The sequence below is a fragment of the Pedobacter sp. GW460-11-11-14-TSB4 genome (assembly GCF_059423705.1).
This window is the reverse complement of the sequence record NZ_JBWKYI010000025.1, coordinates 1-24,565: the sequence shown is the minus strand read 5'-3', so window position 1 is coordinate 24,565 and position 24,565 is coordinate 1. Positions and strand designations below refer to the sequence as shown.

Annotated in this window: 25 protein-coding genes; all 25 read right to left on the bottom strand. The window is 37.9% G+C overall.

Translation table 11 applies throughout. From position 1 onward, the window contains the following. Positions 1-5 precede the first annotated feature (5 nt). Entirely contained in the window at positions 6-1,430 is a 1,425-nt protein-coding gene (locus tag AC07YT_RS19740) for a hemolysin family protein (RefSeq protein ID WP_086548881.1), read from the bottom strand. Next, a complete protein-coding gene (locus AC07YT_RS19735; protein ID WP_025146339.1) occupies positions 1,430-1,981 on the bottom strand; it encodes an inorganic diphosphatase in 552 nt (183 codons plus the stop codon). Before AC07YT_RS19735 ends, AC07YT_RS19740 begins: the two co-directional genes overlap by 1 nt. Positions 1,982-1,983: 2 nt before the next feature. Next, entirely contained in the window at positions 1,984-2,643 is a 660-nt protein-coding gene (locus AC07YT_RS19730; protein WP_086548880.1) for a DedA family protein, read from the bottom strand. A 47-nt stretch (positions 2,644-2,690) separates the two neighbouring features. Continuing rightward, positions 2,691-4,061 carry an NADH-quinone oxidoreductase subunit N gene (locus AC07YT_RS19725; protein ID WP_086548879.1) on the bottom strand — a complete coding sequence of 457 codons (1,371 nt, stop codon included), beginning with the start codon at positions 4,059-4,061 and terminating at the stop codon, positions 2,691-2,693. Positions 4,062-4,064: 3 nt separating this feature from the next. Next, the gene (locus tag AC07YT_RS19720) at positions 4,065-5,528 is read right to left on the bottom strand and encodes a complex I subunit 4 family protein (RefSeq protein WP_086548878.1); all 1,464 of its coding nucleotides are present in this window, start codon (positions 5,526-5,528) and stop codon (positions 4,065-4,067) included. Between the two features lie 20 nt (positions 5,529-5,548). Continuing rightward, positions 5,549-7,453 carry an NADH-quinone oxidoreductase subunit L gene (gene nuoL, locus AC07YT_RS19715; RefSeq protein WP_494945488.1) on the bottom strand — a complete coding sequence of 635 codons (1,905 nt, stop codon included), beginning with the start codon at positions 7,451-7,453 and terminating at the stop codon, positions 5,549-5,551. A gap of 13 nt (positions 7,454-7,466) precedes the next feature. Then, on the bottom strand, positions 7,467-7,796 hold the full coding sequence (nuoK, locus tag AC07YT_RS19710; protein WP_086548877.1) for an NADH-quinone oxidoreductase subunit NuoK: 330 nt from the start codon (positions 7,794-7,796) through the stop codon (positions 7,467-7,469). Continuing rightward, positions 7,796-8,299, bottom strand: a complete 504-nt coding sequence (locus tag AC07YT_RS19705; RefSeq protein ID WP_029274747.1) for an NADH-quinone oxidoreductase subunit J family protein — start codon at positions 8,297-8,299, stop codon at positions 7,796-7,798. Before AC07YT_RS19705 ends, nuoK begins: the two co-directional genes overlap by 1 nt. A 160-nt stretch (positions 8,300-8,459) precedes the next feature. Beyond that, complete coding sequence (locus AC07YT_RS19700; protein WP_047800899.1) at positions 8,460-8,963, bottom strand: NuoI/complex I 23 kDa subunit family protein; 504 nt, start codon at positions 8,961-8,963, stop codon at positions 8,460-8,462. A gap of 2 nt (positions 8,964-8,965) precedes the next feature. Further along, positions 8,966-10,003: an NADH-quinone oxidoreductase subunit NuoH gene (gene nuoH / locus AC07YT_RS19695; RefSeq protein WP_086548876.1), complete on the bottom strand. Its 1,038-nt coding sequence runs from the start codon at positions 10,001-10,003 to the stop codon at positions 8,966-8,968. Continuing rightward, entirely contained in the window at positions 10,003-11,013 is a 1,011-nt protein-coding gene (locus tag AC07YT_RS19690; RefSeq protein ID WP_029274750.1) for an NADH-quinone oxidoreductase subunit G, read from the bottom strand. Before AC07YT_RS19690 ends, nuoH begins: the two co-directional genes overlap by 1 nt. Positions 11,014-11,085: 72 nt before the next feature. Beyond that, positions 11,086-11,625, bottom strand: coding sequence for an ORF6N domain-containing protein (locus AC07YT_RS19685; RefSeq protein ID WP_086548875.1), 540 nt, complete (start codon positions 11,623-11,625; stop codon positions 11,086-11,088). 60 nt (positions 11,626-11,685) lie between these two features. Next, positions 11,686-13,053 (bottom strand): NADH-quinone oxidoreductase subunit NuoF, encoded by a 1,368-nt coding sequence (nuoF, locus tag AC07YT_RS19680; protein ID WP_086548874.1) that lies wholly within the window; start codon positions 13,051-13,053, stop codon positions 11,686-11,688. A 75-nt stretch (positions 13,054-13,128) separates the two neighbouring features. Beyond that, complete coding sequence (locus AC07YT_RS19675) at positions 13,129-13,644, bottom strand: NADH-quinone oxidoreductase subunit NuoE family protein (RefSeq protein ID WP_086548873.1); 516 nt, start codon at positions 13,642-13,644, stop codon at positions 13,129-13,131. Further along, positions 13,637-14,851 carry an NADH-quinone oxidoreductase subunit D gene (locus AC07YT_RS19670; RefSeq protein ID WP_057931425.1) on the bottom strand — a complete coding sequence of 405 codons (1,215 nt, stop codon included), beginning with the start codon at positions 14,849-14,851 and terminating at the stop codon, positions 13,637-13,639. The genes AC07YT_RS19675 and AC07YT_RS19670 overlap by 8 nt, the downstream gene beginning before the upstream one ends. Positions 14,852-14,854: 3 nt before the next feature. Next, the gene (locus AC07YT_RS19665) at positions 14,855-15,355 is read right to left on the bottom strand and encodes an NADH-quinone oxidoreductase subunit C (protein ID WP_086548872.1); all 501 of its coding nucleotides are present in this window, start codon (positions 15,353-15,355) and stop codon (positions 14,855-14,857) included. Next, the gene (locus AC07YT_RS19660; RefSeq protein WP_057931427.1) at positions 15,355-15,897 is read right to left on the bottom strand and encodes an NADH-quinone oxidoreductase subunit B; all 543 of its coding nucleotides are present in this window, start codon (positions 15,895-15,897) and stop codon (positions 15,355-15,357) included. The genes AC07YT_RS19665 and AC07YT_RS19660 overlap by 1 nt, the downstream gene beginning before the upstream one ends. A 226-nt stretch (positions 15,898-16,123) precedes the next feature. Beyond that, entirely contained in the window at positions 16,124-16,495 is a 372-nt protein-coding gene (locus AC07YT_RS19655) for an NADH-quinone oxidoreductase subunit A (protein ID WP_029274758.1), read from the bottom strand. An 82-nt stretch (positions 16,496-16,577) separates the two neighbouring features. Further along, on the bottom strand, positions 16,578-18,293 hold the full coding sequence (locus AC07YT_RS19650) for a tetratricopeptide repeat protein (RefSeq protein WP_086548871.1): 1,716 nt from the start codon (positions 18,291-18,293) through the stop codon (positions 16,578-16,580). A 79-nt stretch (positions 18,294-18,372) separates the two neighbouring features. After that, on the bottom strand, positions 18,373-19,275 hold the full coding sequence (locus AC07YT_RS19645; RefSeq protein WP_086548870.1) for a PstS family phosphate ABC transporter substrate-binding protein: 903 nt from the start codon (positions 19,273-19,275) through the stop codon (positions 18,373-18,375). A 237-nt stretch (positions 19,276-19,512) separates the two neighbouring features. Beyond that, a complete protein-coding gene (locus AC07YT_RS19640) occupies positions 19,513-20,331 on the bottom strand; it encodes an energy transducer TonB (protein WP_086548868.1) in 819 nt (272 codons plus the stop codon). A gap of 19 nt (positions 20,332-20,350) precedes the next feature. Beyond that, positions 20,351-20,857 (bottom strand): ExbD/TolR family protein, encoded by a 507-nt coding sequence (locus tag AC07YT_RS19635; protein WP_086548867.1) that lies wholly within the window; start codon positions 20,855-20,857, stop codon positions 20,351-20,353. A gap of 3 nt (positions 20,858-20,860) precedes the next feature. After that, positions 20,861-21,475 (bottom strand): biopolymer transporter ExbD, encoded by a 615-nt coding sequence (locus AC07YT_RS19630; RefSeq protein WP_086548866.1) that lies wholly within the window; start codon positions 21,473-21,475, stop codon positions 20,861-20,863. A 79-nt stretch (positions 21,476-21,554) separates the two neighbouring features. Beyond that, a complete protein-coding gene (locus tag AC07YT_RS19625; RefSeq protein WP_086548865.1) occupies positions 21,555-22,385 on the bottom strand; it encodes a MotA/TolQ/ExbB proton channel family protein in 831 nt (276 codons plus the stop codon). A 298-nt stretch (positions 22,386-22,683) separates the two neighbouring features. Continuing rightward, positions 22,684-24,282, bottom strand: coding sequence for a phosphoenolpyruvate carboxykinase (ATP) (gene pckA / locus AC07YT_RS19620; RefSeq protein ID WP_086548864.1), 1,599 nt, complete (start codon positions 24,280-24,282; stop codon positions 22,684-22,686). Positions 24,283-24,565 lie beyond the last annotated feature (283 nt).

The following is a 24,565-nucleotide window of genomic DNA, read 5'->3' as shown; positions in this document are numbered from 1 at the left end:
TGAAATTAATGATTATCAACCATATCTGCTTTATTGATCACCAATTCTAACTTGATTGTTTCGATATTCTGCTCTGTCTTCTTAAGGATAGTAAACAGATAACCATATGATTCGTTGCTTTCGCCGACCTCAGGGATACGTTCAAAAACGTGAGAAACCAATCCGCCAATGGTATCGAAATCTTCATCCTCTGGTAAATCGTGAGGCAAATGTTCATTCACATCATATACAGTAGCGAACGCATTTACGATAAACTCATTGTCAGACACTTTTTCTACCAGTGGTTTTTCCTCATCGTATTCATCCTGGATTTCTCCTACAAGTTCTTCAACTATATCTTCTAAGGTAACCATACCTGCTGTACCGCCAAACTCGTCCAATACAATAGCAATCTGTATGCGGTTACTTTGCAGTTCGCTCATCAGATCGTTGATTTTCTTTGTTTCTGTAACGAAATATGGTTTTCTGATGATATCGTTTAAGGTCCAGTGCTGGTTACCTGCGGCAACCAATGGTAAAATATCTTTTGCATGGATAATTCCTACAATTTTATCCATAATATCATCGTAAACCGGCAAGCGGGAATAGCCCTCTTTAATAATCGTATCAATCACTTCTTCTTTTGGAGAAGTTAATTCAATACCCGAAATCTTAGTCCGGGGAACCATGATATTCTTCACTACGCGCTCATTAAAATCGAATACGTTTTTAATCAGCTCATGTTCGTTATTATCTAATGCACCACTTTCTTTACCCTGGTCTAATAAATACTGAAGTTCTTCGGTACTATGCAGCGATTCATGTCCGCTGGAAGTATCAATTCCGAATGGTTTAAGGATAATCGCAGCAAGGCTATTTAGCGTCCAAATGAATGGTCTAAATACCACATAAAATAACTGAAGTGGTATTGAAACGAATAACGTTGTCGCTACAGGTCTTTGGATAGCAAAAGATTTTGGTGCCAGTTCGCCAAATACAATGTGCATAATGGTAATGAGCGAGAAAGCAACAATGGTAGATGCGGTCTGGATAGAAGCTTCGCTTAAACCCCACTCCAAACTATCGAAAAGATTTTTGAAAATAGTATGCATAACGCCTTCACCTACCCAACCTAAGCCAAGTGATGCAAGCGTTATACCAAGCTGTGTGGCGGCCAGATATCCATCGAGATTATGAATAATCCCTTTGGCCATTTTGCCTACCCGACTGCCCGTTTTTGCTTTAATTTCAATTTGTGATGCCCGAACTTTTACAATTGCAAACTCTGCTGCAACAAAAAATCCGTTAAGTAACACCAAAAATAATGCAAAGAATAATCGCCAGCCTACAGAAGTGGTATCAGGTTCTTGTAAAGCAACCAAAACTACGTTTGTGGGCAGGATTGCACTTAGCTCTAAATTTAAAAACAAACAGACCGTGGGTAAATCCATTAAGCTAATTCTCTAAATGTTGTGTTATAAAGTTCTATGCTTTCTTTAATTACTTTATGCGCATAACGAACACCAAGTAAATGTTCGATAGTTACATTTTTATCTTCTAATGCTTTATAATCCTGAAAGAAACGAACAATCTCTTTCATTTGGTGTGGAGGCAACTCATCTAAATCGTTGATGTAGTTTACAGACATATCGTGAGCAGCTACAGCAATGATTTTATCATCTTGTTCGCCATTATCAACCATATGCATCACACCAACTACTTTAGCTTCAATCAATGTCATTGGGTAAACATCTACCGAACAAAGTACTAAAATATCTAATGGATCTTTATCATCGCAATAAGTTTGCGGAATAAAACCATAGTTTGCAGGATACATTACTGATGAAAAAAGAACCCTGTCTAACTTAATTAAGCCAGATTCTTTATCTATTTCGTATTTTGCTTTTGAACCTTTTGGAATTTCAATAATTGCGTTTACAATTTCTGGAACGTTATGTCCAGGAGATACGCTATGCCACGCGTGATGATCGTCTTTTGCCATTTTTAATTTAAATCTGTTTTATCCTCTTCAGGACCACTCACTACTTTACTTTTTACAAAGGTAATTAATAATGGTATAGTTGTAATAAGGATAAAGCCAATAATAATATATAATAAATAATCGTTAATTTCTTTTTCAAATCTTTTGCCTAAAAAATAACCGAGCAAAGTTAAGGAACAGATCCAAAGTACCCCACCCACGACATTATATAAAGCAAATTTTTTAAAGTCTAGTTTTACTACCCCTGCAAAAATCGGTGCAAAAGTTCTAACAATAGGTACAAATCGGCCCATTATTAACGCAAAGGCACCTTGTTTATGATAATAATCTTCAGCGGCTTTTAAATATCTCTTTTTAAAAAAGAAACTGTCTTTTCTGGTGTACAATACCGGGCCGGTTTTACGTCCGAACCAATAACCGGTAAAATTCCCGGAAATGGCTGCAATACATAAACCCGCCAGGAGTACCGCAATGTTCACATCCAGCTTGCCTGTTGCCACAAACATTCCCGCTAAAAACAATAAATAATCACCGGGAAGAAAAAAACCAAAAAACAGGCCTGTTTCTGCATAGATAACGAATACGACTAGATAGAATCCACCCTCCCTCAATAATTTCTCGGGGTCAAGTAGCTGATGCAGGTTATTCCAAAAATCGTGCATATTCAATTATTCGTAAAACTACAAATAATTATTAAACAACAGCATACCTATATCAGGTTTAAAATAATTGCAGGATAAATACCTAAAATTAGTGTAATTGCCACAGAAACCAATAAAACAACTTTGTATTGCACCGGGGTTGAAAGCACTGTTTCTGCGCCGTCTTTAAACCACATGGCTACAATTACCCTAAAATAATAATAGAAGCCAACCAATGCATTTAAAATCGCAAATGCAACCAGTAAGGTTTTATATTCGGTCATTACGTTCAGGAACATTAAATATTTCCCGATAAAACCAGCTGTTAAAGGAATACCTGCTAATGAAAGCATGGCTACAGTTAAACATAATGCAACTAGGGGATTACGTTTAGCCAAACCATTAAAACTTTCGAAGCTATCGCTACCCGTTTTTTGTTTCACTAATATTAACACCGCAAAAGCGATAATTGATGCGAAGGTATAAGCTGCCGCATAAACCAATACGCTGTTTCCAGAGTTTTTGGTTAACACGATAAGCGAAAATAACAGGTAACCAGCATGCGAGATACTCGAGTAAGCCAGCATGCGTTTGAAGTTCTTCTGGAATAGCGCAGTTACGTTTCCGATGAATAAGGTTAAACACACAATCACCATCAGGGGTGCAACCCAAAAATCGTGAAGTGGAGCAAGTGCACCAGCAAATAATCTTAGGAAAGCAGCAAAACCTGCAGTTTTAACCACCGTACTCATGAAGGTGGTAATTAAAGATGGAGCACCTTCGTATACATCTGGAGTCCAGAAATGGAAAGGGGCAGCACCAACCTTAAAGCTTAAACCAATCATCATCAGGATAACACCTGGATAGAATATTGGAGAAATGGCCTGACTATTTACAAGATAAGCCTGTATCTTGTCTAGATCAAATGACCCTGTAGCGCCATAAATCAAGGTGATACCAAATAATAAGAAACCTGTTGAGAAAGCACCCATTAAGAAATACTTTAAGGAAGCTTCGTTAGAGGCAAAATCCTTTTTACGGATACCTGCCAAAATGTATAAACTCACCGACATGATTTCTAAGCCTACAAATAACATGGCCATATTTTTATACGATACCATCATGATCATTCCGGCCAGTGCGAAAAGAATCAGGGTATAATATTCGGCTATGTTATCGCTTTTAGCGTGGAAATAGTTCTGTGTTAATAAAAAGATCAAAAGTGTACCGATAATACAGATTCCGGAAAATGCCAGGGCAAAGTTATCCGTCTGCATCATTCCGAAATGAACAGCATTGCTATTCCATGCACAAAAAGTAAATCCCAGTGCAGTAAGTAAGCCAACAACGGTAAGTGGTAATAATGCTTTATTTGCCTTAAACAAACCTGCATAAAGCACTATAAAAGCTGTTATACTAATGGTTATAATAATATTCATTGCTTAATTTACTGTGTTTAATTTTTGATTTACCTGTTCTAATAAATGTTGTACAGATGCCTCTGTTAAATGCAAAACCGGTTTTGGATAAATGCCCAAAACAATAATTAATGCACATATAATATAAAGAACCAATTTTTCAGTTCCTTTAATATCGGTGAAGGTGATGGTTAAGCTGTTGGTTTCGCCAAGCATTACATTTTGGTACATGCGTAACATGTAAACTGCACCAAAAATAATGGTTAAGCCTGCGATGGCTGCAGCCCAAATGCCGTAGTTGTAAACGCCCATCAGTAATAAAAATTCGCCAATAAATCCGTTTGTTCCCGGTAGTGCTACAGTGCCTAATACGATGATCAGAAAAGTAAGGGCTAACTGAGGTGCTACTTTAGCAATTCCACCCAACTCTTCAATTTTATTTGTTTTAACACGAGAAAAGATAATATCTAAAACGAAGAATAAACCTACTACGTTAATACCGTGACTCAACATCTGCACCATGGCACCTTGCATCCCCTGCTGGTTGAAAGCAAAGATACCTGCAGAAATTAATCCAACGTGGGCGATAGAAGAATAAGCGACTAAACGTTTTGCATCTTTTTGTGTAAAAGCAATTATCGAAGCATAAACGATACCGATGATAGACAAAACAATCGCTACTTGTCCCCAATCATGAACGCCTGCGGGAACAATTGGCAACAACCACCTAATTACACCATAGATACCCATTTTTAACATGACACCCGATAATAACATCGTTCCCTGTGTAGGAGCCGCGGTGTATGTATCAGGCTGCCAGGTGTGGAAAGGAAAAATTGGCATCTTAATGGCAAAGGCAATAAAGAAAGCCCAGAAAATCCATCCCTGTTGTGCACTATCTAAGTTTAAAGCGTAAAAAGCCTGAATATCAAAATTGTGTGCCGGGTTTTGAAGGTATAGGTAAATAATACCCATCAACATAAATAATGAACCTGCAATGGTATACACGAAAAATTTCATGTTGATACTTATGCGGTCTTTTCCTCCCCAGATGGCACAGATAAAATAGATTGGAATTAATGCTGCTTCCCATCCGATATAGAACAAGAAAGCATCCAATGCCGTAAACACCAATAACAGGCCACATTGCATAAATAAAATCAAGGCATAAAATGCAGCCGGATTTTTATACTCGTGATTGTAGCTCGATAAAATAATGATCGGCACCAATAAATTGGTTAGCAATACCACAAGCATGCTAATGCCATCGATACCAGCGTGGAAATTGATACCCAAATCTGCAATCCATGGCAAATTAACCTCAAACTGGGTACTTGCATTTGGGATGAAATTACAGGCGATAACCAAAGCTAAACCTAAAGAAACAACCGAAAATACGGTCGAAACTATTTTAGCCGATTTACCCGCAAATGCAGTAACGATTGCACCTACAAGCGGAAGAAATATAAGTAGTAAAAGTTGTTCCATTATTTAATTTTGAACCCTTTTTATAATATGTAACTAAATGTATATAATAGTAATGCGATGATACCGAATACCATCATAAATATATAGAAACCTACGTTTCCACTTTGCAACAAACGGATGCCTTTACTGGCTTCGTTTGTGCTCCATCCCAGTCCGTTCACAATTCCATCAATAAACTTGTTATCGATAATCCTGTAAAAGAATTTAGAAAGTGCATCTAATGGCTTAGTGATCAGGAAATCATAAATCTCATCCAAATAGAATTTATTGTATGATAATTTTGCCAATGCCGAACGTGGCGCTTCATCAGCAACCGGAACATGTGCACCTTTTACATATCGGGTATAAGCATATAGTAAAGCAATTACCGCGGCGGCTACCGAAACGCCCATTAAAGTATATTCTGTAGCATGGCTTAAATCTAATTCATGTTGTGCAACACCTGCTCCTGCTAACCAATGTGCCAGCCACTCGTTTCCACCAAAAACATGTGGAAGATTGATTGCTCCACCAATTGCAGCAAGAATTGCTAAAATGATTAACGGTAAAGTCATCGCTGTTGGCGATTCGTGGATATGGCTTTCTGCATGGTGTGTACCACGGTATTTTCCAGAAAAAGTCAGGAACATCATTCTGAACATATAGAATGCCGTTAAGAATGCGGTTAAAACTCCAATTCCCCAAAGTATTGGACTAGCCTGGAAAGCATGGGCCAAAATTTCGTCTTTTGAGAAGAAACCAGAGAATGGTGGTAAACCTGCAATAGCAATGGTACCGATCATCATGGTGGTAAAAGTAGTTTTAAGTTTTCCTTTCAATCCACCCATGTGGCGCATATCCTGCTCATGATGCATGGCATGAATAACTGAACCTGCACCTAAGAATAATAATGCTTTAAAGAATGCATGGGTTAAAACATGGAAGAATGAACCTGTATAAGCGCCAACGCCCAGACCTAAAAACATATATCCCAATTGAGATACCGTTGAATAAGCCAATACCTTTTTAATATCAGTCTGCGTTAAAGCAATAATTGCAGCAACTAAAGCTGTAGCTGCACCAACAATAGCAATAATGTGCTGGGTAAGCGGTGCAAGATCGAACAATATGCTCGAGCGGGCAATCATATAAATACCAGCAGTTACCATCGTTGCTGCGTGAATCAAAGCCGAAACTGGTGTTGGTCCGGCCATTGCATCAGGTAACCAGGTAAATAATGGCAACTGTGCCGATTTACCGCATGCACCGATAAATAATAAAATGGTGATTAAAACCAAAGTATCATTACCTGGCAACATATTCGCAGCCTGAGGAAAAACTTTAGCAAACTCTACACTACCAAAAGTGGTGAAGATTAAGAACACCCCTAATAAAAAGCCTAAATCGCCGATACGGTTCATTACGAAAGCTTTTTTAGCTGCTGATGCATAAGCGCTGTTCGTATACCAGAAACCGATTAACAGGTATGAACATAAACCTACACCCTCCCAACCGATGAACATCACAATATAGTTTGAACCCAATACCAATAAAAGCATGAAGAATACAAACAGGTTCAGGTAAGCGAAGAATTTACCGAATCCGGCATCATCGTGCATATAGCTGGTCGAATATAAATGGATCAGGAAACCGATTCCAGTGATGATCAAAAGCATGATTGAGCTTAAAGGATCAACCAGGAAAGATAATGGGATGTGTAAAGCACCTGCGCTGATCCAATCAAATAAAAATACTTCGTGAGATTTTTGTGTATCGCCTTGTAAACTAAAGAAAATAACTACGCTGATGATAAAGGAGGCTAAGATCACGCCGCTTCCGATGATACCAACAAGTCCTTTAGATAAAGAGTTTCTGCCCAGTCCATTAATTACAAACCCTAAAAAAGGAAGTAACGGAACCAACCAAATCAATTGTTCTATTGTCATTCTTATTATATATTTACCACTTAAGGCGATTTAAAACATTAATATCTACTGATTTCGTATTCCGGTAAACCATTACAATAATTGCCAGGCCTACTGCAACCTCTGCAGCTGCCAAAGCCATAATGAAGAATACGAAAACCTGCCCTGATGGGTCATTATTATGAACTGAAAATGCTGTTAAAAGTAAGTTAACCGCATTAAGCATCAGCTCAACCGACATAAAAATTACAATGGCATTTCTGCGGGTAAGTACACCTACTACGCCAATAGAAAAAATAATGGCACTTAAATAGATGTAGTGGTTTAGCGGAACGCCTGCTGCTTGTGTAAATAAATTTTCCATTATGCTTCTACCTCATCTCTTTTAGATAATAAAACGGCTCCAACCATTGCTGCCAATAGTAATAGAGATGACAATTCGAATGGTAATAAGAATGGGCCAAAAAGCTCCTTACCCAGATTTTCTACTAATCCTAATCCTGGATTTTTCAAAATCAACGGACTGGTAATACTGGCTGATTTTAAAGAACCGATTAAGGTTACAACTAAACAACCGCCAGCAATTACACCCACGATTTTGATCAGTGGCGATTTACTCGGTTCGGTTTCTTTGTTCAGGTTAAGCAGCATCAGTACAAAAAGGAACAATACCATTATCGCCCCCATGTAAACAATAAAGTTTACCACCGCTAAAAACTGTGCGTTTAATAACACATAGTGAACGGTGAAGGTAAAAAAGGTAAGGATTAAGTACAATACACTGTGGATTGGATTTTTTGCAAAAATCACCATCAGCGAAAAGATGATACTTAATGTGGCTACGAAATAGAATACTTGTGTACTCATTAATTGTTTATTTATTTATTTGTTTTTACCATCATTACGGTGGTACTGTTATCCCAATTATTGGGAGGGCAATTTTATTTATGTCTTCGTCATCCTGAATTTATTTCAGGATCTGGCTTGATAGATACTGAAACGAGTTCAGCATGACGATTCTATCTCATTATTTTTTCATTTCCAATGGCGCCTCTACCAGCTTGTCTTTTCCGTAAATGAAATCTTTACGTAAATAATCAGCAGGTACAATCGGTCCATCTAAGTAAATTGCTTCTTTGGGGCAAGCCTCTTCACACAATCCACAGAAAATGCAGCGCAACATATTGATTTCGTAAGTTGCAGCATATTTTTCCTCGCGGTATAAATCTTTCTCCTCGGGTTTACGCTCTGCAGCAATCATGGTAATGGCTTCAGCCGGGCAAGATAGTGCACATAAACCGCAGGCAGTACAACGTTCCTTACCGTTCTCATCACGTTTTAGCGAGTGCATCCCCCTAAAGTTGGTAGAGAATTCGCGTTCTACCTCAGGATATCTTACAGTAGCCTCTTTCTTAAATAAGTGACTGATGGTGATGCCCATGCCCTTGGCAATTGCCGGCAGGTACATCCGTTCCATAAAGCTCAATGGCTTTTGTTCCAGTACTTTTTTCTTATTACTTAATGATTCCATAATTAAAACTTCTCAATAATCGCAATCACAACACCTGTTATTATAATATTGGCAATAGCCAAAGGTATTAAACCTTTCCAACCTAAATTCATCAATTGATCGTAACGGAAACGAGGGATGGTCCAACGTACCCACATGAAGAAAAAGATGAAAGCACATATTTTACCGAAGAAAACTGCGGTACCAAAAAGTGGTGCCCAGGTTGGCCCTAACCATACCGCCATTGAGTCCATACCAGGATAATTATAACCGCCCCAGTATAAAGCCGCCATTACCGCAGATGATACAAACATATTGATATACTCTGCAAACAGGTAAAATCCTAATTTCATTGACGAATACTCAGTATGGTAACCACCAATCAATTCCGTTTCACATTCAGGTAAATCAAATGGCGCACGGTTGGTTTCGGCAAATGAACAAACCATAAAGATTAAAAATCCAAGTGGCTGATATAACACGTTCCATCTCCAGCCGTGTTGCTGATCAACGATTTCTTTTAAGCTTAGGGTATTCGTCATTAAAAGCAAAGCGATGATCGATAATCCCATTGCAATTTCATAACTGATGTTCTGAGAAGCTGCACGAATCGCACTTAACAAAGAGTATTTGTTGTTCGACGCCCAACCACCAATCATCACACCATACACACCTAAAGATACTACGCCGAAAATGTATAAAACACCAACATTGATATCTGAAACTTGTAGCGGAATAGTTTTGCCCGCAATTAAAACAGGACTACCCCATGGAATAACGGCAGTACCAATACAGGCACAAAGCAAAGCCAGGCCAGGACCAGCGATAAATAAAAATCTGTTTGATGTTGTAGGAATAATTTCTTCCTTCATAAACATTTTGATACCATCAGCCAATGGTTGTAAAATACCAAAGGGGCCAGCTCTATCTGGTCCTAAACGATCTTGTAAAAATGCAGCAACCTTGCGTTCTGCATAAGTAGAATACATGGCAATAACTAAACTGATGCCGAAAATTACAGCTACCAGGATAAATTTTTCTATAACAAAAGCGCTATCCATTAGTATTTAACTGTTTTATGTAATTCAATTTCATTTGCAGCTTGTAGCGCCTCGTTTGGCTGAATAACATGCAAAGGTTTTAATGTTTCATAGTGGTTTGATGCAATTACCGAAGTATCATCAATGTGTGTTGGGTGTTCAATTACCCAATCAGCAGTTGCTTTTTTATCGAAGCGGCAAGTATTGCAAATAAATTCTTCTACTTCTCCAAACTGATCTTTACGAGCCGTAACACGTAAAACATCTGCTCCTTTATACCAAAGGGTTACTTTACCATTGCATTTTTCGTGATCGCAATCGCGGTGTGCATCAACTGGTTTGGTAAACCAAACACGGTTTTTAAAACGGAAAGTTTTATCGGTTAAAGCACCTACCGGACAAACATCGATTACGTTTCCTGAGAAATCGTTATCAACCGCCTGGGTGATGTAAGTAGAAATTTCGGAGTGATCGCCACGGTTTAAAATACCATGTACACGTTTGTTGGTAATCTGATCTGCTGTGAAAACACAACGATAGCACAAAATACAACGGTTCATGTGCAACTGGATTTTATCACCTATATCGATGCGCTCAAAAGTACGGCGCTCAAACTCATAACGTGTTTTTTGCAAACCATGTTCGTAGCCCAAATTCTGTAAATCACACTCTCCTGCCTGATCGCAAACAGGGCAATCTAAAGGGTGGTTAATCAATAAGATCTCTACAACACCTGCACGTGCTTCCAAAACTTCAGGTGAAGTAATGTTAAGCACTTCCATCCCATCCATTACGGTTGTGCGGCAAGAAGCCACCAACTTAGGCATTGGCCGAGGATCTTTCTCTGAACCTTTAGTCACTTTTACAATACAGGTACGGCATTTACCGCCACTGCCTTGTAATTTAGAATAATAGCACATTGCTGGCGGAACAATATCCCCTCCGATTTGCCTTGCAGCATTCAGAATGGTTGTTCCGTTATCAACCTCTACTGTTATCCCATCTATCGTAACCTTAACTTTTTCACTCATGGTTAATGATATTCTTTTTATTTTTTCTACTTCTACCATCATTGCGAGGCAAGAAGCAATCTTTTTTATTTATTATTTCTCTTTCGAGATTTTGTAGCCAATTTGCTTTCTTGGCTGTGCTTTCTGCTCCAATAGTTCATCAAAATATCTGAAGATCACTTCAATGTTTTTATCTTGATTATCTACCTTCTTTTTAATCTTTTCTAATTCCAGCCTTATTTCTGTATTGCTTAAAACCATCGTTCTAAGTTGTACAAACACATCAATAATTTTAATACTTACTTCTACTGCCCTACTGCTTTTCAAAACGTTCGACAGTTGCAAAATACCATGTTCGCTAAATGCAAACGGAAGGTACTTTGAGTGTTGTCCATGTCTTAAGGTCACAATTTGTGACCTTAAGACATCGTTTTCTTCTTTTGTTAGCTCAAACATAAAGTGCTCCGGAAAACGCTCTATATTTCTTCTAACTTGTTGTTTTAACTTCTTAGTCTCAACGCCAAAGAGTTCTGCCAAATCAGAATCTAACATCACCTTAATTCCTCTAAAAAGATATATTTTATTAACTATTACTTCGTTGGGGATGATTTCGGGTGATATCGGTTCTTTCATTTACATATACTCGTTGTGTTAAGTTATTTTTCTAAGGTCGCAAAATGTGACCTTAAGATTTTATTTCTCTTCTGTTACCGGAGCTTTTTCAATCGGTGTTGCATAATTTGCGATACCGTAATTTTGGCTCTGGCTCTTAACAGGTTCTTTAATATGCCATTCAAATTCATCCCTGAAGTGACGGATGGCACTGGCTACCGGCCAGGCTGCTGCATCACCCAGCGGACAGATCGTATTCCCTTCAATTTTACGTTGAATATCCCACAATAAATCAACATCTTCCATGCTGCCATGACCATGTTCGATTTTATGCAGCACTTTTTCCATCCATCCTGTACCTTCACGGCAAGGTGAACATTGTCCACAGCTTTCGTGGTGATAAAAACGTGAAAAATTCCAGGTATTTCTAACGATACACTGATCTTCATCAAAGGCAATAAAACCGCCCGAACCCATCATTGTTCCTGTAGCAAATCCACCTTCTGATAACGATTCGTAACTCATTAAACGAGGCTCTCCGTTAGCATATTTCAAGGTTAAATTAGCAGGCAAAATAGGCACAGATGATCCACCCGCAACCGTTGCCTTTAATTGTTTACCATTGGCGATACCGCCACAATACTCATCAGAATAGATGAACTCTTCTACTGGTAAACCCAATTCGATTTCATAAACACCTGGTTTTACCAAATTACCAGATGCCGATATTAATTTTGTACCTGTACTTCTACCGATACCAATTTTTGCATATTCATCACCACCATCGTTGATAATTGGTACCACTGCAGCAATCGATTCAACATTGTTCACCACTGTAGGGCAACCATATAAACCTGCAATTGCCGGAAATGGTGGTTTAATACGTGGGTTCCCTCTTTTGCCCTCGAGCGATTCTAACAAAGCAGTTTCTTCGCCGCAAATGTAAGCACCACCACCTGGCTGAACATATAATTCTAAATCGTAACCTGTTCCTAAAATGTTTTTACCCAACCATCCGGCTGCTTTAGCTTCAGCAATTGCTTTTTCTAAAATGCGGATCTGAGGCATCATCTCGCCACGTACATAGATGTATGAAACCTTGGCACCTAATGCGAAACTTGATACAATCATTCCCTCAATTAAAGCATGGGGAATGTAGGTCATTAAATAACGGTCTTTAAAAGTTCCAGGCTCAGATTCATCAGCATTACACACCAAATAACGTGCAACACCTTCTGGTTTAGCTAAAAAGCTCCATTTCATCCCGGTTGGGAAACCCGCACCTCCGCGACCGCGTAAGCCCGATTTCTTAACTTCTTCAACAATCTCTTCAGGTGTTAAAGTTTTAAGGGCTTTTTCCACAGCACGGTACCCGCCTTTTTGGCGATAGACCTCAAGTGTATTGATGCCTGGTACGTTTATATGCTCAAGTAACAGTTTTCGAGACATTTTAATTAGTCTATAGTCTATAGTCTGTAGTCCATAGTCATGAGTCAAAACGACTCTCGACTTAAGACTTTCGACTTAGGACTTATTTTTCAAATCTTCAATCAATTTATCTACACTGGCTTCGGTAAGGTTTTCGTAGAAAGTATATTCCGGACTTATTTGCAATACCGGACCAAAACCACAGGCGGCTAAACATTCAACGCCTCTAAAGCTGAATAAACCATCAGCAGTAACTTCACCTTCTTTAACACCTAACTTGTTTTCCAAGTGGCTTAATATTTTTTCGGCACCAACCAGACAACAAGGACCAGTACGACAAACCTCTAAGGCATATTTACCTTGTGGTTTTAAAAAGTACATGGTATAAAATGTTGCCACCTCATAAACTTCAATTGGCTGAATATTTAAATATTCGGCTACTTTATCCATGGCTGGTGTACTCACCCAAAGGTATTCGGCCTGTACCAAGTGTAATAATGGCAACAAAGCTGATTTGTGCTTACCTTCAGGATAACGGCTTTTTACCTCATCAAATTTGGCCAGCAATTCTGATGAAAACACTACAGGTGTTTGTTCTTCTACTTTAAGCATCTAATTCTCCTGCAATAATATTCATACTACTCATGTTGATAATGGCATCAGACAATAACATGCCCTCGCTCATTGGTGCAAACATCTGGTAGTTTATAAAACTTGGTCTGCGGAAGTGTAAGCGGTAAGGCGTACGGCCTCCATCATTAATCAGATAGAACCCTAACTCACCATTTCCGCCTTCTACAGCGTGATAAACTTCTGCTTTTGGTGCATCAATCTCACCCATCACAATTTTGAAGTGATAGATCAATGCTTCCATATTGTTGTAAACTTCTTGTTTTGGAGGAAGATAAAATTCAGGAACATCGGCATGGAAAATACCTTTTGGTTCTGTTTTTAACTTCACCAGTGCTTGTTCGATAATGCGGACACTTTGCCACATCTCTTCGTTACGCACTAAATATCTGTCGTAAATATCGCCGCTTGTACCCACGGGTACTTCAAAGTCGAAATCCTGATAAGAAGAATATGGATCGCTTACACGAACATCATAATCTACACCGGTAGCACGCAATAACGGGCCGGTCCAGCTGTATTCTAAAGCGGTTTCCTTTGTTACTTCTGCAACACCAGCCGTTCTATCAATAAAAATACGGTTACGTGTTAACAGATTTTCAAACTCTTTTAACGCTTTAGGGAATTCTTTTAAAAACTTATCGATTTTGGCAAAGGCAATATCATTGAAATCTCTTTCGAAACCACCAATACGGCCAATGTTTGTGGTTAAACGTGCACCACAAACTTCTTCGAAAATTTCGTAAATATGCTCACGAAACTGAAAAAGATATAAGAAAGTGGTGGTTGCTCCGGTATCCTGACCAATAATCGTGTTACAGATAATGTGATCGGCAATACGCGAAAGCTCCATGATGATTACCCGAAGATAATCTACACGTTTCGGCATCTGAATATTTAACAACTTCTCAACCGTCATATGCCAGCCCATATTGTTAATAGGCGATGAGCAATAGTTTAAACGGTCGGTAAGTGGTGTAATTTGATAGAACGGGCGATGTTCGGCAATCTTTTCGAATGCACGGTGAATGTACCCAATGGTAGAAACGCCGCTTACAATACGTTCGCCATCTAATTGCAAAACGTTTTGAAAAACGCCGTGTGTTGCAGGGTGTGTTGGGCCTAAATTTAGGGTTACCAGCTCACTTTGCGGGTCGTTATCTGTAAATACCGGATGGTTATGATTCATAGTTTACCTTCCAAAAAATTCGTCTTTTTTATCTACTCTGTTCGGATCTTCCAATGGATATTGTTTCAACATTGGGTGAACACCTAAATCGTCCATATTTAAAATACGGCGTAAATCCGGGTGACCTTCAAATTTAACCCCGAAAAGATCATAAGTTTCGCGTTCCATCCAGTTGGCACCTTTCCAAACGGCTGTTGCCGTAGGGATAGTTGGATTTTGTTCTGAGATGAAAACCTTAATCCTAATCCTAACTTTCTCCACCATGTTGTGCAAATGGTAAACCACTGCAATACCATGATCTTTACCAGGATAATGAACCGCGGTAATATCGGTTAAGAAATTAAAACTTAAATCGTTTTTAAGGAACGATAATACATTGATGATAACATCTTTAGTGGTTGCAAAAGTCAATAAACCATAAGGTTCAGAAACTCCGGTTACCTTTTCGCCAAACTTATCGCTAAGCTTTGCCAGAATATTATTATTTAGTGTCGTTTCTTCCATTATTTAATGCCGTATTGACCTAAAAGTTCTTTGTAATAATCAGAATTTCTTCTTCTACCCGATTCGCTTTTCACTAAATCCTGAATACGCTGAAAACCATCTAAAATAGCTTCAGGTCTTGGCGGGCAACCCGGAACGTAAACATCCACTGGGATAACCTCATCAATACCCTGTAATACGGAATAAGTATCGAAAATACCACCACTGCTTGCGCAAGCACCAACTGCCATCACCCAACGTGGCTCTGCCATTTGGATATAAACCTGTTTTAATACCGGGGCCATCTTTTTAGCGATGGTACCCATAACCATTAAAACATCTGCCTGACGTGGAGAAAAGCTTAAGCGTTCGGCACCGAAACGACCTAAATCGTAGTGAGAACCCATGGTTGCCATAAACTCGATTCCACAACAAGAGGTTGCGAAAGGTAAAGGCCATAATGAATTTGAGCGGGCCAAACCAATCACTTTATCAAGAGAAGTGGCAAAAAAGCCAGATCCTTCTATTCCTGGAGGCGCATCAACTATATTAATTTCACTCATGTTTATAAACAAAAAATGCTCATCCTTTTGCAGAATGAGCAACAAATTTACAATATTTTAAAGGCAAACAAACTAGCTTTACTCGATTTAGAACCTTTCTAAATAAAAAAATTGCGATGAGTTAGTGTAAGTGATACACATTTCAGTTTGCAGTTGCCATTTAGCAGTTACCAGTTCTAAAATTGAACTAAAAACTTCCTGTTGTAAACTAAAAATTGCTAACTGATTAGTTCCAGTCTAAAACTTTTTTCTTGATCACGTAGATGAAACCTAGCAATAATGTCCCCATGAAAATGAACATTTCGATCATTCCATCCATCCGTAAGGTACGGAAATTAACCGCCCATGGATACATAAAGATAACCTCTACATCGAACAGTACAAATAAGATGGCTACTACGAAATATTTAATAGAGAAAGGCTGACGTGCATTACCCACTGATTTAATACCAGCCTCAAAAGTTTCTAATTTATCGCTCGTTTTACGTTTTGGACCTAAAAAGTGGGTAGCAACCAGCGTGGTTACCACAAAACCTAAAGCAACAATTACTTGAAATATAATTGGTAAAAAATCTATAGCCGAACTTTGCGCTTGCATATTATTTATTTTATGATGCAAAAGTAAAAGAAAAAGGCAGAGTAACCAAACTCTGCCTTTTCTAAATTATTTAACTTTTTAATTATTTGCCTTTACCTTTTGGGGCTGGAGCTGCTAATTCTTTTAGTTTAGCTGCTGCGAAAGTTCCAGTAGGATATACAGCTACGCTTTTGTTAAAATATTCTTTAGCTTTTTCTTTGTCTTTATAGTAGTAAAAACCACCAATAGTATCATAAGCTTCAGAAAGTTTTTTAGCATTTGCGGTAGCTAATTCTGGTTTTTCAGTTATCTTTTTAATGTATTCCTCATAGAAAGGAAGCATCAGGCCTTTAGGCTCTTTTTCATCATCCAATAAGCTATTAATACGTGCTCTTGTTAAGTATGCATCATAAGTCTCAGGAGCTAGTTGCGTTACTTTAGCAATTGAAGAATCGGCTCTTACTAAAATATCTTTTGAAGGATTTTGTTTTGCAGTTAATTTTGCTGCATAGTCAAAATAATTTGCCATTGCATTATAGTAATAGTTATATAAAGCTCCTTTTCCGTTAGGATTAGCCTTTATAGCTTTCTCATAAATTTCAGATGATTTAGCATATTTTTTAGCATCGTAAAAACTTTTAGCAACTTCAGCTAATGCATCAGCATTCGTTGAATCTTTTTCTACAGCCTTAGTGATGTTGATTAATGCTAAACTATCTTGACCAGCTTTTAATTGAGCTTTACCTAAATATAAATAATCAAATCCAAGAATTTTGTTTGGATCTTTCTCTTTAGCAAAAAAATCACTCATGCTTGTAAGTGCAGCTGGATAATTTTTATTCTCATATGCTGCCCAACCTTTCATCCTAGATACAATAGCACTCTTAGGATCATTAGCAGGTGCTTGTATCGCCGATGCTACTTGCTCCAAAGTTGGAAAGTCTTTTGCGTAAAATAAAAATTGCGCATAACGTAATTGAGATTCTAATGATTTATCTGTTAAATCCATGTATTTTTTGTAATTCTCAATCGCTTTTTTTGCTTTTTCCTTATCTGTACCAAAGCTACTCCATTGTAAGTATAATTCACCTAACTCGCGATAAGCAGGGCCATAGTTTGCATCAGCAGCTATTACATCTTGTAATTCTTTTTCGCCTTCAGGAAAAGCCCTAGACTCTTTGTACATTTTACCAATCTGCGTTTTAGCTCTTCTGTTGTTAGGATCAACATCACCAACACGCATATACGGACCTAATGCCTCAGAATTTTTCTTTTGCAAAGCATAGGCATCACCTTGTGCCAGGAAAACCTCTGCATCTTTATCTTTAGAATCTAATTCATCTGCTTTGGTAATGTTAGCCAAAGCATTAGTGAAATCAGGTTTAGATACATCATCACTAGGTTTATCCTGCGCTAAATAGGCTTTACCGATATACAAATAAGTTTTGTAATCTTTAGGCGCCAAAGCTACTGCCTTGTCGAAATTAGTTTTAGCAGAACTTGGGTTATTAGACAACATATCTGCTTCACCTAAACCGATTAAGTTTAAGTTGTTTTTCGGATCAGCGGTAACACCTTTGGTAAATACGGCTCTAGCTGAGTCGATATAACCAGTTTTCAAGTAAACCAAACCAAGATTGTAATAGTTATTACCATCTGATGCTTTTGAGCTCACCAACGATTTAAGCATTGATGATGCTTTTTGATACTGCTCCGCGTCGATGGCTTTTTTCGCGTCATTTAAATCTTGAGCAAAAACTGCAGAACCCATCAACACCAAACCTACATTTAAGGTTATTGCTTTCTTTAAAATTTTCATCGGATATTCTGTTTTTTTATTTAATAAAAATGAAGTGTCTCTTTAGATTTACTTCGTGGTTCAATTTATAATTTTTAATTTAATTTCCTTTTGTCAGGTTAATTTGTCTTGGCATTAATTTATGCGGGCCAAGTCCAGATTTAAGTACAATCAATTGTCCCCTCTGACTTCTTAACCATGTTGCAAATCCTGTGCCTAAACCATCTCTTCCTTCGCAATCTATAATATTTATATTTCTTAGGAAAGGATAAACACCATTGATTAAGTTATCTTGAGTTGGTTTATAGTACTGATCGTCTCCTACCTTGCCTTTTACATTCTTTACCCCCAACACTTTTATCTGAGAAAGGTATTCACTCATCTCCGTATCTTTGCCCGTGATCCAATTCACGCCCAAAATACCAATAAAATTTTTATCTTCTGCAATAAGTTTAATTACTTCTTTGCTAGAATTTTTGGAGTAAACACCTGAGGCTGGAAATTGGCTGATATGGGCCAACTCTTTAAAATATTGAAAGGTACTTGAATAAGCGTTATCAAAGACCAATTTTTTATCTGATTTCTTCCCCTGTAATATATCAATCACATCTTTAACGTTAATTGTACTGTCGATATTGCCCTGATTTGTAATTAAAGCAATACCATCTACAGCAAATCGTGAGGTGTTTATTTTTATACTTCGCTGGTTATAATATTTTTCTTCGGCCTTGGTTAATAACCTTGGCAACACAATTACCCTTACGCTATCGTTTAAAAATGCAGGTAAAAGTTTTTCCTCTGGCTTTACTGTGGTTTCGAATTTTGCTTGTGGATAGTCCAGACTAAAAATATCAATCTGATTTTGCACAATAGGGCCAACGCTTTCATCAACCAGCATTTTAAGTGTACCGCTGGTACGGGTTTCCTTAACTGCTTCGCTTTTGTTTTTACGTTTGCAGCCTACAAGGGCCAGGATTAAGAATATAAAAAGGAAATTTCTCATGGATTAGTCTCGCCTGCTTAGGCTTAATAGTCTTACAAAAGCATAAATAATTAAGAAGATTCCAATTGCGATCCTACCCCAGTGCGGAATAGAGCTTAAGCGTAACGCTATGGGTTCCCAAAAGATAAATGCAAGCCCCAATACCACATAAAAGACAAACATGATAAGGCCTAAAATGAGCAAAAACCGCTGTTTAGGCGATTTTTGCTTAAAGATATCAAAATTTAACATCTACTATTAGTTCAATGTAAAGTTAACGTTGATGTTGTATTTTACCCTTACAGGCTTACCATTTTGGATACCTGGGTTCCAACGTGGACTCGCTTTTAATACACGGATGGCTTCTTCATCAGTTCCGCTACCCAAACCACGGGTAACTGTGATATCAGTTAATTTACCATCTTTTTCCACAACGAAAGATAAAAACACTTTACCTTGAACGTTGTTTTCTTGTGCCATTGGTGGGTACTTAATTGCTTTACTTAAGTATCCATAAAACTTAGAGATACCTCCAGGGAATTCTGGTTGTTTTTCGATACTAACAAAGTCGTAAACTTTATTATCATCAACCGCAACGGCAGCTTCTCTTTTTGGTCCTTCACCTACTGGTTCAGCGATAACAATATCAGCTGTTGGATCACCTTTGATATCTCTCTGACCTGGATCAGCTTCCTTCAACTTTTCAACTGTAGGTGGTTCATCACGAACCTCAATATCAGGTTTTACAATTGGAGGTGGCATTTTCACCTGGTCAACTTTCGGTGGCGGTGGCTCTACCGGTGGTGGTGGTGGTGTTTTAGGATCTACTGGTGGTGGTGGCGCTAAAATTACTTCCTGTGCTTTTAACTGCTCATCTTCATGGTCCATTGAGCCTTTAATCAGGCTATAGATTTTAGGTGAGAAAAATAACACTAGAAATATTGCAGAGCCAATAATTAATGCTCTTGTGGTGTTTGCACCATTGGTTTTACGCAATTGGTACGCACCGTAGCTTTTGTTTTTATCCGCAAAAACCACTTCAAGCCATTCTTTTCTGAATATATCTAACTTCGACATAACTATTGGTTTTTATTGATTATAAAATTCCTTGTTCCTTCATGGCCTGCTTCTCGTTATCAAGGATATTATCATCATCAATCTGACGAACCTTAACTTTAAGAATTTCCAATTCGTCCATAATATCAACGAAGTTCTGGAAAGTAGATCCTGAGGTTGGCTTTACCAACACAACAAAGTCTCCCGGAACACCTGAAGCATCAGCTGTTTTTCTATTTTTAACAATAGATTCTCCAACTTGTGATACAGATTCGATATTTGGTGCAGTTTCACCTGCTACGCCCATGTACCAAGCTACCTTATCTTTTTTACCCAATAAGATGGTCATGGTTTTACTTGCTTTCAGTTCTAATCTGTTTTCAGGTAACTTTTCGTTTTTATCTGGTTTTGCAATATCCATCGCCTGTGGTGTAGATATTGATGTTGTTAAGATAAAGAAGGTTACCAAAAGAAACATTAGATCCACCATTGGAGTCATATCAACCCTTGGTGTGGCTTTCTTCCCGCCTGTATTTAATTCTGCCATTTCTTATTTCTTTTTAGCTTCAGAGTTAGTAACCAATAAAAATTTGTTTACACTTTGCTTCTGAAGCACATCAATAATCTTTTTCACAACTGGATATTCTTCTTTAGCATCACCTTTGATACTAACGCGCATGTCTACGTTGTTGATCTCTTTAGTTGCTTTACGAGCATTTAACACCCATGCATTTAACTGATTGTCTGTAGAATCGGTAGGAATACCTCTTTGTACTCCTGGTTTCATACGGTCAGATCCGTTCATGGCTATAAAACCTTTTAAGTTTGCAAAAGGCACACCGAAAGTTGAGATTACTGAGAAACGTTGAATTTCTTCAGGTGTAAACTTCACGCTGTACTGCTCGCCCATTAGTTCTAATGTTCTTGCTCTTACTCTATTTCCTGCTACCTCGAAGAATACCTTACCTTGTCCGATTGTTAAAATCGCATTGTTTTCTACCGGTACTTTAAACTCATACGTAGATGAGGGTGTAGAAACGGCTAGAGGTTCTGGTTGCCTTGCTGTAGCAGTTAAGATGAAGAAAGTAAGTAACAATGATGCCACATCACACATGGCAGTCATATCTGTTACTGTACTTGTTCTTTTAACTTTAATTCTAGGCATAATATTTTTTACTAGTTTTTAATAATGATGATCTTTTTTCCGGTTTTCCATAAAGCCGGTAAAAATTTTTTCAAAATTCTTATTTATGCGAACTAGCGTATGTTTGAACGATGCTGAAACCAGCCTCATCGATAGCGTAAGTTAACTTGTCGATTTTAGAAGTTAATACGTTATACATGATAATTGCCACAGTAGAAACCAAGATACCTGTTGCAGTGTTGATCAATGCCTCAGAGATACCTACCGCTAATGCTGACTGATCTGGTGCTCCAGAGTTTGCTAAACCGGCGAATGCACGGATCATACCTGTTACTGTACCCAATAAACCTACCAATGTACCGATTGATACCAAAGTTGCAATTACAGTTAAGTTTTGCTCTAACATTGGCATTTCTAAAGCTGTAGCTTCTTCTACTTCTTTTTGGATAGCAACGATAGATTGCTCTACATCCATATTAGTATCTGCTTCAACTTCGCTGTATTTTTTCAAACCAGATTTAATTACGTTAGCAACTGAACCTTGTTGTTTATCACACTCAGCTTTTGCAGCCTCGATGTTACCTGCGCTTAATAAACCTTGTACTTTGCGAATGAAAGTATCTAAGCTAGATTTTCCACTTGCTTTACCAATAACGATGAAACGTTCGATAGAGAATACAATTACTACTAATAGTAATCCAACTAAGATCGCTACGATAGGACCTCCTTTGTAAGCTGTTCCAAGATAGTTACCAGGTAATGGTAATTTTTCTCTGTCACCATCGATAAAGTTACTTCCTTCTCCGAATACGAATCTCCAAACACAGAATCCAATGATAATACAAATTGGAATAACGAATGTTGCAAATACATTTGAAGCACTAGAAGAGCTCTCTTTTTTAACAGTTGTTGGTTTTGGTGCGTTTGCCATTTTTTTTGAAATTTTAGTTTTAGTTCTTGTTTTTAATTTTTAGCTGTTTTTTTCTTTTGTAATACACTCAACGTTTCATATCCGAAATTGTTGCGAAAAACAAATTTATAAATTGATTTTAAATTACAAATTAATAAATCAATAAGCAATTAAATCGTTACTTAGAATTTAGTTTCGGTAAATCACCAAGGGTGTATAACAAAAAAATTGCCCCAGCCGAGGCAATTCTTTCACAATAAAAACTAAAAAAAAATCGAATTGCAAATTTTTCGCTCAAAAAATGCATTTTAAAGTGCATTTAACATAATTTTAACGCTTCGTGTCTGCTTTTTGGTACTTTTGTCAGTTCAAATTGCTTGAAATTCTCGACGAAGGCATCAGACAGTTCGTAGGCTTTTAAAAAGTATTCCTCCTGATTGCTCCATGTTTTAGAGGGGTCTAAAATTTCGTTTGGTACTCCCGGGCAATTTAATGGCATCATCAATTTAAATACATGGTGCTGCTTATATTTATTATGATCTAAATCTCCGTTTAACGCAGCTGTAATCATTGCCCGGGTATAACTTAATTTCATCCTTTTACCTACACCGTAGGCCCCGCCACTCCAACCTGTATTTACCAACCATACATTTACCTGGTGTTTTTCCATCTTCTCGCCTAATAATGCGGCATATTTAGATGGATGCAGTGGTAAAAATGCCTTACCGAAGCAAGCCGAAAACGTTAACTGAGGCTCTGTTACCCCTGTTTCTGTTCCTGCAACTTTGGCGGTATAACCGCTCATAAAATGAAACATGGCCTGTTCTACATTTAATTTTGAAATGGGTGGCAATACCCCAAACGCATCTGCAGTTAAGAAAAAGATATTTTTCGGAACAGCCGCTATTGATGGTAAAATGGCATTGTCAATATAATCTATAGGATAGGCCACACGGGTATTTTCCGTTTTACTGATATTACTATAATCAACCTCCTGGGTACCTGGAAAAAAATTAATGTTTTCTAGCAAGGAGCCAAATTTGATCGCCTTAAAGATCTGAGGTTCTTTCTCTTCGGTTAAATCTACACATTTTGCATAACAACCGCCTTCAAAGTTAAATACCGAATCTTTGCCCCAGCCATGTTCATCATCGCCTATTAATCCTCTTTCGGGATCGGCTGATAAGGTCGTTTTTCCTGTTCCTGACAAACCGAAGAATATAGCGGTATCGCCATTTTTACCCACATTGGCCGAGCAGTGCATGGAAAGGGTATTCTTATATACTGGCAGGATAAAGTTTAAAACAGAGAAAATTCCCTTTTTAATTTCGCCAGTATAACCTGTTCCTCCAATCAAAATCATTTTCCTGGTAAAATTGATGATGGAGAAGTTTTCCTGCCTGGTTCCATCAATAGCCGGATCGGCCAGGAAACCTGGTGCAGCAATAATGGTCCACTCTGGTGGTGTTATACCCAAATGATCTTCATCCGGGCGAATAAACAAATGATGAGCAAAAAGATTCTGATAAGCCGTTTCTGTAATTACCCTGATCGATATTGAATAATCCGGATTGGCACAAGCCGAAGAATCGCGGACATAAATTTGCTTATCTTCAAGGTAATTGGTTAGCTTATAAAACAGCTGATCGAATTTCTCCGGGGAAATTTTAATGTTGACATCGCCCCACCAAACCTGATCTTCAGTTACTTCGTCGCATACAATAAAACGGTCTTTAGGAGAACGTCCGGTAAACTTTCCGGTATCAACCGCCAGCGCTCCTGAAGCGGCCAGCGTACCTTCTTTATTTAATAAGGCATCATCAATTAATTCCGCTGGAGATAATTGGTACTTTACAGCAATGTTTCCACCTAGATTTAAATAGCTTAAATCTGGCGTTTGCAGTTTCTTTTTGCTCATAACAATAAGTTAGTTAGTACAGCAAAGGTAAATACTTATCTTCCACAAAAACTAGTTTTGAAGCGTAATTTTTTACATATTGTAGCAAATACACTATTATGTAAACATTTTATTTACAGATATTTACAATCCATTTTACAAGGTAAAAAAAATTAAAAAATTACACTAAGTAAAATCTGCTAAAACGGTTTTGCTTGTTTAAACTTTTAATTGATAAGGGTTTAAGTACTCACAATCTTTAATAACAGTTTTAAAAGATTAACATAATATTTGGAAATGAATT